12 protein-coding genes are annotated in these 13,349 nt (G+C 39.7%); 10 read left to right on the top strand and 2 right to left on the bottom strand.

Features of this window, described 5'->3' with window-relative positions; genetic code table 11:
• Positions 1-29: 29 nt before the first annotated feature.
• From HMPREF2988_RS09060 to HMPREF2988_RS09040, 5 genes are all read left to right on the top strand, one after another.
• Positions 30-923, top strand: a complete 894-nt coding sequence (locus tag HMPREF2988_RS09060; RefSeq protein ID WP_070770469.1) for a class C sortase — start codon at positions 30-32, stop codon at positions 921-923.
• Positions 924-1,106: 183 nt separating this feature from the next.
• Positions 1,107-1,781: a two-component system response regulator SapR gene (gene sapR, locus HMPREF2988_RS09055; protein WP_002291233.1), complete on the top strand. Its 675-nt coding sequence runs from the start codon at positions 1,107-1,109 to the stop codon at positions 1,779-1,781.
• A gap of 17 nt (positions 1,782-1,798) precedes the next feature.
• Positions 1,799-2,824, top strand: a complete 1,026-nt coding sequence (gene sapS, locus HMPREF2988_RS09050; protein ID WP_002308195.1) for a two-component system sensor histidine kinase SapS — start codon at positions 1,799-1,801, stop codon at positions 2,822-2,824.
• Between the two features lie 88 nt (positions 2,825-2,912).
• Entirely contained in the window at positions 2,913-3,779 is an 867-nt protein-coding gene (locus HMPREF2988_RS09045) for a GRP family sugar transporter (RefSeq protein ID WP_002291228.1), read from the top strand.
• Positions 3,780-3,815: 36 nt separating this feature from the next.
• Complete coding sequence (locus HMPREF2988_RS09040; protein ID WP_070770468.1) at positions 3,816-5,192, top strand: amino acid permease; 1,377 nt, start codon at positions 3,816-3,818, stop codon at positions 5,190-5,192.
• A gap of 99 nt (positions 5,193-5,291) precedes the next feature.
• On the opposite strand, the gene HMPREF2988_RS09035 is transcribed toward HMPREF2988_RS09040, so the two are convergent.
• Together HMPREF2988_RS09035 and HMPREF2988_RS09030 are read right to left on the bottom strand one after the other, a co-directional pair.
• On the bottom strand, positions 5,292-6,488 hold the full coding sequence (locus HMPREF2988_RS09035; protein WP_070770467.1) for a toxic anion resistance protein: 1,197 nt from the start codon (positions 6,486-6,488) through the stop codon (positions 5,292-5,294).
• A 122-nt stretch (positions 6,489-6,610) separates the two neighbouring features.
• Positions 6,611-7,273 (bottom strand): 5-bromo-4-chloroindolyl phosphate hydrolysis family protein, encoded by a 663-nt coding sequence (locus HMPREF2988_RS09030; RefSeq protein ID WP_002374972.1) that lies wholly within the window; start codon positions 7,271-7,273, stop codon positions 6,611-6,613.
• A 227-nt stretch (positions 7,274-7,500) separates the two neighbouring features.
• Between HMPREF2988_RS09030 and HMPREF2988_RS09025 the strand changes: the two genes are divergently transcribed.
• The 5 genes from HMPREF2988_RS09025 to HMPREF2988_RS09005 all read left to right on the top strand — a co-directional run bounded on the left by HMPREF2988_RS09025 (position 7,501) and on the right by HMPREF2988_RS09005 (position 13,164).
• Entirely contained in the window at positions 7,501-8,064 is a 564-nt protein-coding gene (locus tag HMPREF2988_RS09025) for an NUDIX hydrolase (protein ID WP_002329574.1), read from the top strand.
• A gap of 12 nt (positions 8,065-8,076) precedes the next feature.
• Positions 8,077-8,361, top strand: coding sequence for a cell wall synthase accessory phosphoprotein MacP (gene macP / locus HMPREF2988_RS09020; RefSeq protein WP_002286760.1), 285 nt, complete (start codon positions 8,077-8,079; stop codon positions 8,359-8,361).
• A gap of 18 nt (positions 8,362-8,379) precedes the next feature.
• Entirely contained in the window at positions 8,380-9,072 is a 693-nt protein-coding gene (locus tag HMPREF2988_RS09015) for a 5'-methylthioadenosine/adenosylhomocysteine nucleosidase (protein WP_002308200.1), read from the top strand.
• 11 nt (positions 9,073-9,083) lie between these two features.
• Complete coding sequence (locus HMPREF2988_RS09010) at positions 9,084-9,629, top strand: cysteine hydrolase family protein (RefSeq protein WP_070770466.1); 546 nt, start codon at positions 9,084-9,086, stop codon at positions 9,627-9,629.
• Positions 9,630-9,894: 265 nt separating this feature from the next.
• A complete protein-coding gene (locus HMPREF2988_RS09005; protein WP_083314627.1) occupies positions 9,895-13,164 on the top strand; it encodes a right-handed parallel beta-helix repeat-containing protein in 3,270 nt (1,089 codons plus the stop codon).
• The last annotated feature ends 185 nt before the right edge of the window (positions 13,165-13,349 follow it).

Here is a 13,349-nt window from a genome sequence, read left to right as displayed (position 1 = left end):
CAGTTTTTTTAAATAAGAAGGTGAAGAAAATGAAAAAGAAAACAGAGAAAAGACCTCAAGCAAAAATCAGTATGTTATTACAATTATTCATGGCAGTGATGTTTCTTACAGGAGCTGCAGTTTTTACATATCCATTTTTAGCTGATGCTCTCAGCAATTATTTGGACCAAAGAAGGATCGAGAATTATCAAAAACAGCTTGCACGAGAGAAAGAAGAAAAACATGAGCAACGATTAGCAGTACAAGAAAAGAAAAATCAGGCGCTTGCTCGTACGGCAGCCATCCCAGGAATGGGTCAAGTCAAAGATCCTTTTGAACAAGCGGTTAGAGATGTCCGAAATCCAGGAAAAGAATACTACGAACAACATATGATCGGAGCAATCTATATTCCAAAAATCAATGTTAGCTTGCCTTTATTCGATGAAACAAATGATCTTTTATTAGATAGAGGAGCGACAGTTCTACAAGGTACCTCTTTTCCAATTGGAGGAGAAAGTACACATTCCGTCATTACCGCCCATAGCGGTGTTGCTGAGAAAAAATTGTTTACAGATCTTGAAAAAATGGAGAAAAATGACCGTTTCTATCTTGAAGTATATGGTCAGATGCTCGCTTATGAAGTCGTTGAGAAAATCGTTGTCTTTCCAACAAAAACAGATACATTAGCAATCAGAGAAAAACAGGATCTGGTCACACTTATTACTTGCACACCTTATACTGTGAACACCCACAGGTTACTAGTGACAGGAAAGCGAGTCCCCTTTACAGAAGAAGCCTCTTCGAAGATGGAAAAGACAAAAAGATACCATCTTTATCGATTACTTGCGCTCTTATTAGGTGTATTGCTAATACTAACTCTTTTCGGTTATTGGGGTTATCGAAAATTTAAAAGACAAAAACAACCAAAGAAAAATAACAGATGATAGACCAATTATTAAGAATAACATAATAAATTTAAGCTGCTTGGAAGAGACAAAAGCGATTAAATCGCCTATTTCCAGTTTTTTTGAACGTTTTCTAAAATGACATTTTACAGGTAAGCCAACTTGTTTCACAAAGGCTTCTTTGATATTGTAGAAGCAAGAAGAAAGATGGAGGGATTTTTTATGGCAAAAATCATGGTAGTCGAGGATGAAGAAATCATTCGACAATTGATTATGGAAGAACTTGAGAAATGGCAATTCGAAACCTTTGGAACGACCGATTTCAACCAAGTATTTTCAGACTTTGAAAGAGAAGAACCACAGCTTGTATTGCTAGACATCAATCTTCCTGTTTTGGATGGGTATTATTGGTGTCAAAAAATACGTGAAGTATCGAAAGTACCGATCATTTTTATCTCCAGCAGGAATACGAATATGGACATGATCATGGCCATGAACATGGGAGCAGATGATTTTGTGACAAAGCCTTTCCAAATCGATGTACTGATTGCCAAAATCAATGCGTTGCTTCGCCGTTCTTATAATTACACAGAATTATCCAGTGAGATGATGAGCCATAATGGTATTACGTTGAATGTCGACAACGGAAGTATGGAGATCAATGGAGAGATCATTGATTTGAGCAAAAATGAATACCGCCTGCTATTTATTTTGATGAAACACAACGGAAAGATCTTAAGCCGTGAAAAATTGCTGCGAGCACTTTGGGATGACGAGCGGTTTGTAGATGACAATACATTGACAGTGAACATCAATCGGTTACGCCGAAAAATCGAACAGGCAGGTATCCAAGGATATATCGAAACAAAAGTAGGACAGGGATATATCGTTCCCTGAAAGGATGAGCGGTTAAGATGAATTTCTTTAAATATTTGAAAGATCAGTGGACATTGATCTTGGGATGGCTGTTTTTTATTGCCTTAACGATCTTTGTGATGTGGCTAGCCCCAAATATCAAAGTGGATTTGAGCACGATTGCTTATTTAGCTTTGATCGAGGGCGTCTTTCTGATTTTTTATCTGCTAGGCGGCTACTTGAGCAAAAGAAGATGGTGGGGGAAGTTAGCTGACATACAAAAAACATCTCCTTTGCAAAATTATTTGAGTGGCGGGCGGACAGAAGAAGAAAAACTGGTAGAAGAATATATCAATCAGCTGATCCGCGAACATCAAGAAGTGATGCAATCAGCAATCAGCAATCAACAAGACCAAAAAGATTATATTGACTCATGGGTCCATGAGATCAAAGTACCACTTTCCGCTTCCAAGTTACTGGTTCGTTCGATCGAGTTCGATATTGACGATCAAAAGTATACCTTACTCGAAAATGAATTATCAAAAATCGACGAATACGTAGAGCAAGTCTTGTATTATGCAAGACTCGACAGTTTCTCGCGGGACTATCTCATCCAAGAGTATGGATTGAAAGGAATCATCCAGCCTGTGATACGCAGTCAGGCCAATTATTTTATCCAAAAAAATCTTCGCTACGAAATCATTGGTGAGGATCATACTGTTTTGACTGATGCTAAATGGGTCGCTTTTATCTTCAACCAACTGCTTAGCAATGCCATCAAATATACGCCGGACCACGGAAATATCATGGTGAGCATAAAAAAGGAAGCGCAAGGAGTCAGTCTTTCTGTTAAAGATTCAGGAATCGGTATCCCGGAGGAAGATTTGAAACGAATCTTTGATAAGGGGTTTACTGGAAGAAATGGACGACTTAGTAAAACGCATTCAACAGGATTAGGCCTGTATTTGGCAAAAAATCTAGCAGAAAAATTAGGTATCCAATTGACGGCTGAATCAACTGAAGGAAAAGGGACGACAATGACTTTATTTTTCCCAATCTTAAATTTTTATAATGAAAAACGTTAGAAAATCGTTAGAAACGAAAAAAAACGCTTGTGTTGTTAACGTTTTCGCTGATAAGTTTCTTATCATGTGAAATAAAAGGAGATTGGTTATGGAAATTTTAATAGCATTAGTCCCTATGTTGGCATGGGGTAGTATTGGTTTAGTAAGTGGTAAAATTGGTGGCGATGCCAATCAACAAACACTAGGAATGACGATTGGTGCATTTCTGTTTTCTTTAGTTGTCTTTTTCGTTGTTAGTCCTGTAATCACCCCTTGGATTTTCTTGATCGGATTTTTATCTGGCTTAGCTTGGAGTGTTGGACAAAATGGACAATTCCATGGAATGAAGTACATGGGTGTTTCTGTAGGGTTACCATTGTCTACTGGTTTTCAATTAATTTTGAATACGATTGCGGGAGCCGTTTTCTTCCAAGAATGGACACAAACGAAAGATTATGTATACGGTATTATTGCTTTAGCTCTTCTTGTAAGCGGTGCGTATTTGACGGCACGACAAGATGACGAAGGAAAAATAGATACAGATAACAAAATGCTTGATTTTGGTAAGGGTTTTAGAGCATTGATCTTCTCTACGATTGGTTATGGCGTATATACGATCATTGTCAACTGGGCGAATTTGGATGCGATGTCAATTATCTTACCTCAAAGTATCGGAATGATCTTAGGTGCAAGCTTCTTTGCTTTCCGTAAAGTTAAAGTAGATCAATTTGTATGGAAAAACATGATCTGTGGATTATTATGGGGCTTAGGTAATATCTGTATGCTTCTAACAGTCAAATCACTTGGTTTAGCTGTTGGATTCTCACTTTCACAAATGGGGATCATTATCTCTACTTTAGGTGGGATTTTCATCCTTGGCGAAAGAAAAACGAAAAAAGAGCTCATTTATGTTATTGTTGGTTGCCTTTTAGTCATTTTAGGTGGTATCCTTTTAGGGTACATGAAAACAGTTTAATCACTGTTTTCCAACCTAAAATGGGGAGGAACTTCAATGGATTTGTTTCGTAAGAAAGAAATCAATCTCAATCATACGAGTGAGATGAAAAAAGAACTAAAAACGTCTGATTTGATCATGCTTGGAATTGGCGCGATCATCGGTACGGGAATATTTGTGGTGACAGGGGTTGCGGCCAATCAAAATGCTGGTCCAGCACTGTCACTTTCATTTGTCTTAGCTGCAATCGTTGTCATTTTGTCTGGACTGAGTTTCGCAGAGTTTGCTTCGCGAGTGCCAGTGATCGGTGGGCCATATGCCTATCTGTATGTTGTCTTTGGTGAATTTGCTGCCTGGTTGACAGGGTGGTTGTTGATCGGGGAATTTTTGCTAGCCGTTTCCTCTGTGGCTTCCGGCTGGTCTGGCTATATGCAAGGTTTCTTGAAAAGCTTAGGAGCCGAACTTCCACAAGCATTAACTGGCGGGTACAATTCGGAAAATGGTACATACATTGACTTGATTGCGGTACTCGTAGTGATATTCGTCACTTACATCGTGTCGCTTGAAGCCAAGAAAGCATTACGTTTGAATAATGTCATGGTATATGTCAAATTTGGTATCATCGCGTTGTTTATCATTGTAGGGATATTTTTCGTTAAGCCTGATAATTGGCAGCCATTTATGCCTTTTGGTTTTTCCGGTGTGCTAGATGGTGCAGCTCTTGTGTTTTTTGCTTTCTTGGGATTTGATGCTGTTGCAATGGCAGCTGAGGAAGTCAAAAACCCACAAAAAGATGTACCAAGAGGGATCATTGGTTCGATACTGATCGCTACGGTCCTTTATGTCATCGTGACGTTGATCTTGACAGGAATCGTTCCTTATACTGAACTAGGTGTCAATGATCCAGTGGCCTTTGCCATGAGGTATGTAGGACATGGAACAGTTGGCGCAGTGATCGCTGTAGGAGCAATCTTGACGTTGCTGACGGTGACGATCTCGATGATGTATTCACTCGCTCGTTTGTTGTTTGCTGTCAGCAAGGATGGTTTGCTACCTAAATTTATGACAGAAATCGATCAAAAGCATCGTACACCGAAAAAAGCGACTTATGCCGCTGGTGTGGCAGCCATATTCTTTGCCGGATTTTTCCCATTGAATGTATTAGCGGAACTAACGAATATCATGGCGCTCGCCTATTTGATGCTAGTTAGTCTAGGCTTACTGAAGTTAAGAAAAATGTTTGGCAAACCAAAAGCAGGAGAATTCAAAGTGCCATTCGTTCCGATCTTGCCAATCGTCTCGATCTTGACTTGTATCGTCTTGATGCTTCGTCTGCAGACGGTGACTTGGATCGTGTTCGGTATCGTAATGGTTATTGGACTGATCATTTATTTTGGCTATGGCTATGGACACAGCAAGATGAACGAGAAATAGATTCCAATGGAGAAGTTAGAAGAAAGATAAGAAAAACGCCCATCAACAGTTTATTGAACTGTTGATAGGCGTTTGTTTTAGTAACAAGCAAAAAATGGTCTATTGGGTTAAATCCAAAAGTTTTTGTTTCAGATCTTCTTCCATGTGTCCAAGTTCTACTTCTGCATGACGACGTTTTTCTTTTCCTTCTTTTTGGATACGCAAAGTTTCTTGGATCGTTTCGATCAAATCGTTTTGTGTAGTTTGCAGGGTCTCAATATCCACGATTCCGCGTTCGTTTTCTTTCGCTGTTTCGATGGCTGAGATTTTCAGCATTTCTGAATTTTTCTTCAATAAGTCGGTTGTTGTTTCAGAGACTTGGCGTTGAGCGGTCACTGCATCTTTTTGACGAAGCAAGGTCAATGCGATCACGACTTGGTTTTTCCACAGCGGAATGGCTGTAGCAATAGATGCTTGGATCTTTTCAGCTAAGGCCTGATTTGTATTTTGAATCAAGCGGATTTGTGGGGCTTGCTGAATCGTGATCTGTCTAGCTAAGCGAAGGTCATGTGTACGTTTATCCAGACGATCTAGGAATTGTGTATAATCGTTGGCGATTTGGACATCCATCTGATCACCAGTTTCTTCTGCTTTTTTCATTGCTTCTGGAATGATCGTTGTTTGAAGTTCTTCCATTTTCAATTCTCCAGCAGCAATATAAATATTCAATGCATCAAAGTAGTCTTTGTTTTTTTGGTAAAGCTGTTCTAACATCAGATTATCTTTTAATAGTCCGTCTTTTTCTTTATCTAATTTCACTGAGATCTTGTCGATTTGTGCACCAATTTTTTGATATTTTGCTGTCACTTCATAAATCGATTGTTTGACCTTACCGAAGACACGTTGGAAGATATTTCCTTCTCCGGCACGCAGTTCATCAGGGTTGGCTTCTTGGAGACGGTACATCAGTTCAGTCAACGAATCTCCGACTGGGCCAATATCTTGAGCTTGTACGTGATTCAACATTGATTGTGAGAACTCACTTAATTTCGCTTGAGCAGCTGAGCCATAGCTGATGACAGACTGTGCATCATTGGCATCGATTTTTGCTGCCAGCTGTTTTGCTTGTTCTTGGCGTTCCGCCGGTAGTTTGTCAATTAAGCGAGCAGCTGTCTGTTGCTCTTGGAGCTGATCAATCTCCGCTTGTTGTGAAGTGGTCAGCGTGTCTGTTGGGGTTGAAAACGGGTTGTTCAATAAGTCTTCAAGTGTATCGTTAACTGGTGTGATATCTTTTGTTTCAGTCGGTTTATGATCCATAAAAAATTCCTCCTTGTCGTATCTGTTCTCGATTCTTACATGAATGTCTCTACTTTAGAAAAAGTACTCGAAACAACCAGACATCATCTGAATGTTCCGAGTCTTTTTTATGAACAAAAGAGTTACTCTTTTTGTTCTGGTTCATGTTTATTATCACGCTTTAAGCTTTGTTTCGCAACAGATATCTCTACGTCGATGTCGTCTAGGTCATCAGCGACGAATTTTTGATAATCTTGTGCAATCAAAGCGGATAGCTGATCGATGATTTGCGCGCTTTCTTCTAGTTTTTCATAGGTTTGTTTGTTTTTGATCTCATGGTCATTGATCTCATTATACTTATTTGTCAAATCAACTAGATTCGGCAGATGCGTATAAAGAAATTGACTTGCTTCATGCAGTCGGTTTGGTTCCTTCACTAATTCTTTGAATAAAGCTTTTGCCGCTTTGACTGGATCATGACGGAGATCGATTGCTTTAAGTTTGGCTGTCTGCTGCATGTTCGCTTGCAACTGATTGATCTCGTTTTTTGTTTGATTCATCGTTTGTCGGAAAAATGAGATTTCATTCGCTGTCATACCGCTTTTTTCATAGTGAGTCTCAAGTTCGTCAGTCAGTGCAGGGATTTCTTCTTGTTTTCCTTTTTTCCTGCGCGAACCGAAGAGCCCCCACAAAACTAAAACCACGCCTATCAATAAAAGTCCTAGAACAAAAGAAAAACCATTGTTTCGGACAAAGAGAAACAGCAAGACCAGTGCTAGAAGCCACGGCCAATTTCGTTTTATCATAATAAGCCCTCCAAGTCATTTATCATTGAGTATTGAATTCTTTCCGTTATTCGATTACATTCTTATTTTAGCATACTGACTACTAGAAAGAGTATCGGACTAAAGAAGGATTTTCTATATTTAGAGAAAATCTAAGGTTTATCTATGGTAAACTAATAGGGAGTTTTCGAGAAAAATTGAAAAATGAAAAAAAAGCAGTTATGATTACAAAGAAAGCAGGAGAAGATATGCTGAACAATGAGCAATTTGAAGAAAAAACAATCAGTCGCAAAGAAATCTATAGCGGGAAAATTATCGATGTTGCTGTAGATGAAGTCCGTTTACCAGACGGAGGAACTTCGAAGAGGGAACTGGTATTTCATCCTGGCGGTGTTGGGATCATTGCTTTTGATGAACATGACCGCCTGCTCCTTGTCAAACAGTTTCGAAAGCCTTTAGAAAAAGTGATCTTGGAGATTCCAGCTGGAAAAATCGATCCAGGAGAAGGAAAAAATCCTGAAATGACTGCAGCCAGAGAATTAGAAGAAGAAACCGGCTATCGTGCGAAGTCGCTGAGCCATCTTACTTCGATGTATCTTTCACCAGGTTTTGCAAATGAAGTCCTTCATATTTATCATGCACAAGGAGTAGAGAAGGTCGAGAATCCTTTAGCTCAAGATGAAGACGAAGTACTGGAGCTGTATCATCTAACTCTTGAAGAGGCACAACAAGCGATGAAAGATCAGTTGATTTGTGATGCAAAGACGATTTATGCGATTCAATACTGGGAATTATTGACCAAAGGAAAGTAGAGGGATCGGCTTATGGCCAAAGGACCGCTTATTACGCGAAGCGAACTTCGCAAGCGACAACAAGCACAAGCAAGCGAGTCATTAAAAAAACAGCGAAAAGCAGAAACAGCTTATCAGCAAGAAGAAAAAAAGATTGCCAGCTTTTATCGTAAAGAAAGCAAAAAGAATAAACCAATCACGAAAACAAGGATCAGTGAACGAGAAAAGACGACCAAATGGAACTCTTTTTTGATGAAATCTCTTATTATTGTTATCCTAATGTTATGTGTGGTTTTTTTAGCAATCGCATTTATATAGAAAGAAGGAATTAAAAAGATGAAAATCGGTATTATCGGCGCAATGGAAGAAGAAGTAAAAATTTTGAGAGAGAACCTAAGCGAACCATTATCATGGGAACGCGCAGGCGCTTTATTTATTTCAGGTTCATTAGGTAACCACGAAGTGATTGTCGTACGTTCCGGTATAGGAAAAGTCTTAGCATCTATTACCACAAGTCTGTTGATCCAACAATACGGCGTGAACATGGTGATCAATACAGGTTCAGCTGGCGGGATCGGTGAAGGCTTACAAGTAGGCGACATTGTTATATCAGATAAAGTAGCTTACTTTGATGCAGATGCAACAGGATTTGGCTACAAACCAGGTCAATTACCAGGTATGCCTCTATATTATGAAGCAAGCACGTATTTGCGCAGTGAAATGGCTAAAGCAGCAAAAGCAACGGATTTGAATGCAAAAGAAGGATTGATCGTTACAGGCGATACATTTGTCGATTCTCCAGATAAAATCAAAGAAATCTTAACGAATTTCCCAGAAGCTTTAGCTTGTGAAATGGAAGGAGCCGCTGTTGGACAAACGGCCCGTCAGTTCAATATCCCATTTTTGATCGTACGTGCAATGAGTGACACAGCGGATCACTCGGCGACACAAAGCTTTGACGAATTTATCGAAGACGCAGGCAAGCGATCAGCAGAAATGGTGATCGAATTTGTCAAACATCTCGTATAAGGAGGACTAAGATGAACGCATTGATTTCGATTGACTATACCTATGATTTTGTTGCAGAGGATGGAAAGCTGACGACTGGTGCAGCAGGACAAGCAATTGAAAAAAAGCTGACTGCCCACACAAAAAAGTTTATGGAGCAAAAGGATTTTGTCGTTTTTGCCATTGATGCACATGATCCAAAAGATTCTTTCCATCCAGAGAACCGCTTATTTCCTCCGCATAATGTGATAGGAACGAGTGGACGGGAATTGTACGGCTCTTTAAAAAATTTGTACCAAGAGCATGAGCAGCAGGAAAATGTTTATTGGATAGACAAACGGCATTATTCCGCTTTTAGTGGAACAGATCTAGACATTCGTTTGCGAGAACGTCAGATTACAGATGTTTATTTGACCGGCGTGTGTACAGATATTTGTGTGTTGCATACAGCAGTCGATGCGTATAATCTAGGATACAAACTCCATATTTTCAAAGATGCCGTGGCAAGTTTTGATCCTGTCGGACACGAATGGGCATTGAGACATTTTGAAGCCGCGTTAGGTGCAGAGATTCTATAAAAAAACAAAACTTTTTTTAAAATAAAAATCAAAAAATAATAAAAGAAGAGCGTAAAACGAATCACATTGTTTTGTGCTCTTCTTTTATTTGTTATTTTTTATCAAACATATCATTTACACTGTAATAAATCCCTTTATTATTAACAACTAAAGTTATATTTTTCTTTTTATAAAATATCACTTATTATAATTTTGTTTTTTATTGACAGCAAAAATAAATTAGGTAATACTTTAAGTAAACGCTTTCTAATTTGTTTCAGGAGGGATGGACTTGATAAAAAAACGAATAAAATACAGTGCACTAATGATGAATCTCCTCATGCTCAGTACCCCGATTTTGACTTCTGTCGTTGAAGTTGCTGCTAACGAACAGACTGTGAACGAAGAAAATGCACACGTGAACAGCGAAGAAACGTCAATATTGGAGGAAGAATCAACGGCTAGTGAAGAGAAGGATGTGGAAGAAGGAAATGATCCTATGATAAAAGAATCAGAAAATGAAAAGACAGAAAAGCAATCTGATGAAGTTCCTGAAGAGTGGAAAGGGGTAGTTTTCGGAGAAAGCACAAGTGCCAGCAGATATGCGATTGAACCATTAGAAGACGGCGTGCGGCTCTCTTCCACGAATAACGGTGGGAAATTCCAGTCAAGCGGATCAGATGGAATGACCTATTATTATCAAGCCATTCCGAAAGATACCAATTTTAGGATGCGGGCGACGATTGAAATAGAATCTTGGACCTATACGAATGCTCAAGAAGGATTTGCATTGATGGTGAGAGACACAGTACCAAAAGATCATTTGTTTGGGCAAGCATTTTATTCGAATTCATTTGCCATACTGGGCAGTCGGATCGAATATGTCTGGGACTCGGATAGACAAGAAGTGGTCAGCACGAACGGCAGCAAATATACGATGCGACTTGGATTGGGGACACGGGCAATCACAGGAATATCATCTGAAGATCCTCAAGCCGCGCCTGCTCCTGGGAGTGTCTCAGTGGAAACAACGCCTTTAGAGACTTCAGCAGGGCTCTTAGAAAAAGAAGCAGGTTCTTATAATATATTCGGAAACGGTCATGGGAATCTGTTTCCGGCTACGGATTCGATTACTAAACTAGATGTAGAGATGAAAAAAACGAACACTGGTTTAGAGGCATATTATTACGATCCTGAAACAGGGGAAGAGCTAGCTTCTGACATCATGTATGACTGGGAAAAGCTATATGCTTCCGATGAATCGGTTATCTATGCAGGATTTGCTGCAGCAAGGAATATGACGATCAAGGTAGAAGGAATCGAAGTGGCTTACTCAGATCCTGCGACAGATCCTCCTGGACAAGAAAGGCCCATTCGCTTGATTGATCCGATTTACACTGTGACCTCTAGTAATCATTCAGGAAACCAAGACCATACTATGTCCTTTAGAGCAAATGCTGACGGATTATTAACAATCAAAAATCAAGCAACAGGAGAGGTACTTGAGAACGCGAAAGACTTGGCAATCACTGCAAATCGGGAATTTGATTATCAGACAAAATTGATGGAAGGAACGAACGAATTTACTTTCAGTTTTACACCAGATAAAAACTATCCGCCAGAAGAATACGTAGAGATGGCTAGTTATGAAACAAAAGAGATCCTGCATACAGTTGATTACCGTAAACCTAAATACTCGACAGTTTATGTAACACCGGAAGGGTCAGATACAGGAAACGGAAGCAGACAAAATCCGTTATCTCTGACGCAAGCATTGAGATACGCATATGCTGGGCAGACAATCGTCCTGGCTCCTGGAACTTATTCCTTTGAAAGAGGATTGACGATTCCAAAAGGAGTTAACGGGACAAGAGAAAACCCGATTCAATTGATTGCAGAGAAAAATCCAGAAAACAAGCGACCTGTACTTGATTTTAAAGGAACTGGAAATGGGATGACACTGTTTAGTCACTACTGGGTTTTACGTGGGTTTGACGTTACAAATAGTGCTGCTATGCAAAAAGGATTGCAGATTTCTGGAAACCATAATTTGATTGAAGAGATCCATGCTTATCGGAATGGAAATACAGGAATCCAAATCAGTGGTAGCTCAAATGATCCTTTCGAAGCATGGCCAGCGCATAACTTAGTCAAGAACTGTACATCTTTTGAAAATGCCGACCCGGGATTTGAAGATGCCGATGGATTTGCGGCCAAACTGACAATAGGAGAAGGGAATGTATTTGACGGTTGTATCGCTTATCATAATGCAGATGATGGTTGGGATCTTTTTGCTAAAAATGAAACAGGTTCAATCGGGAAAGTAGTCATCAAAAACTCAGTTGCTTATCGAAACGGTTGGGTACCGGGAGTTGAAGGAGAAGGGAACGGTAATGGATTCAAAATGGGTGGTTCCTCTTTATCGGGCCCTCATGAATTGATCAATAGTTTGTCTTTCGAAAATCTTGCGAAAGGAATCGATTCCAATAGCGGAACAGATATTATCGTCAATAGCAGTACAAGCTTCAACAATGGTTCCTATAATGTGGCTCTTTATACCTCTTCGGCAGGAAACACAGACTTCCATGCTTCTGGTATCTTATCTTTCCGAACAGAAAATCTTGAGATGAGAGAGCAGATACGCCCATTGAATCAAAACGAAGATCAAATCTATCACTCGTTGAACTACTATTGGAATGAACGAGAGAAACAATCAGAAAATACTCTTGGACATACCGTATCAAAAGATTGGATCGAATCTCTAAATACACATTCGCAAGAAGGGCAGCAGCCTGTTACGCGCTATGCGAATGGAAGCATCCATGTCCATGGATTGATGCAAATCAAGCCGGAGAATCGTCAAACAGAAAAGGGAAGAGTAGATGGTCTTCCACTATCTGTAGGTGCTACTTTTGACGGAGAAACCTCACCGTCTTCGGAGTATCCAGAATATGCAATCGTACAAGAACCAAATCAGACAAAACCAAACGAACAAAATAATCCAATCATTATCCAAGAGGCAAATGGTATGACGGAGAATGCAGAAGGAAATATCATCGAACTGAAGCCTTTTACAGTATCTGTGTCAGCATTCACACCAAATCAAGGAACGCCTGTCTTTGAAGATATGCGTTATTTCCCAGAAAAGATCCAAATCGTTGAAACACAGTCAAGTGCTCAATTTTCTAATCATACCGCTATTTTTTCAGCACCCTCAAAAGGAGAATATACGCTAGAAGTCACTTATCGTTCGGAAACATTTGATGGTGAAAAATGGGTTGCTCATACAGAACCTGTTACCCAGCAAAAAGCGATCACAGTGCGAGAAGCTGTCAGTGTGCCACCAGGAACTGATGAACCAGAAGGGGAAAATCCAGGGAATGGATCGCCAAATGAAAAACCTTCTGATCCAGATGGGACAGCAAAAGAAAGGGAAAAAGATGGCGCTCAAGGACTTCCACAAACAGGAGAGTCTAATAGCCCGTTGTTAGCAGTAGCTGGAGGAATTTTGTTGATCGGTGTAGCTGCTTATGTCATGAAACAGCGAAAAAAATAAACGCACGGTATCCTTTTGATAAGGTAGAACAATTAGTTGAGGAAAGTAAAAAAAGAAGGAAGTGAGACGTCAATTCGTCCCGCTTCCTTCTATCATTTTTATAGATGAGATCCCACTTGCTGTGTTTGTTTGGCTGTTCTTATTTCTTGAAGTAGGACAGCTTTTTCACAACCTCTGATATACGG

It is taken from the genome of Enterococcus sp. HMSC061C05 (assembly GCF_001814765.1).
GTDB classification, from domain to species: Bacteria; Bacillota; Bacilli; order Lactobacillales; family Enterococcaceae; genus Enterococcus_B; species Enterococcus_B lactis.
This window is presented reverse-complemented; position numbering and strand designations above follow the sequence as displayed.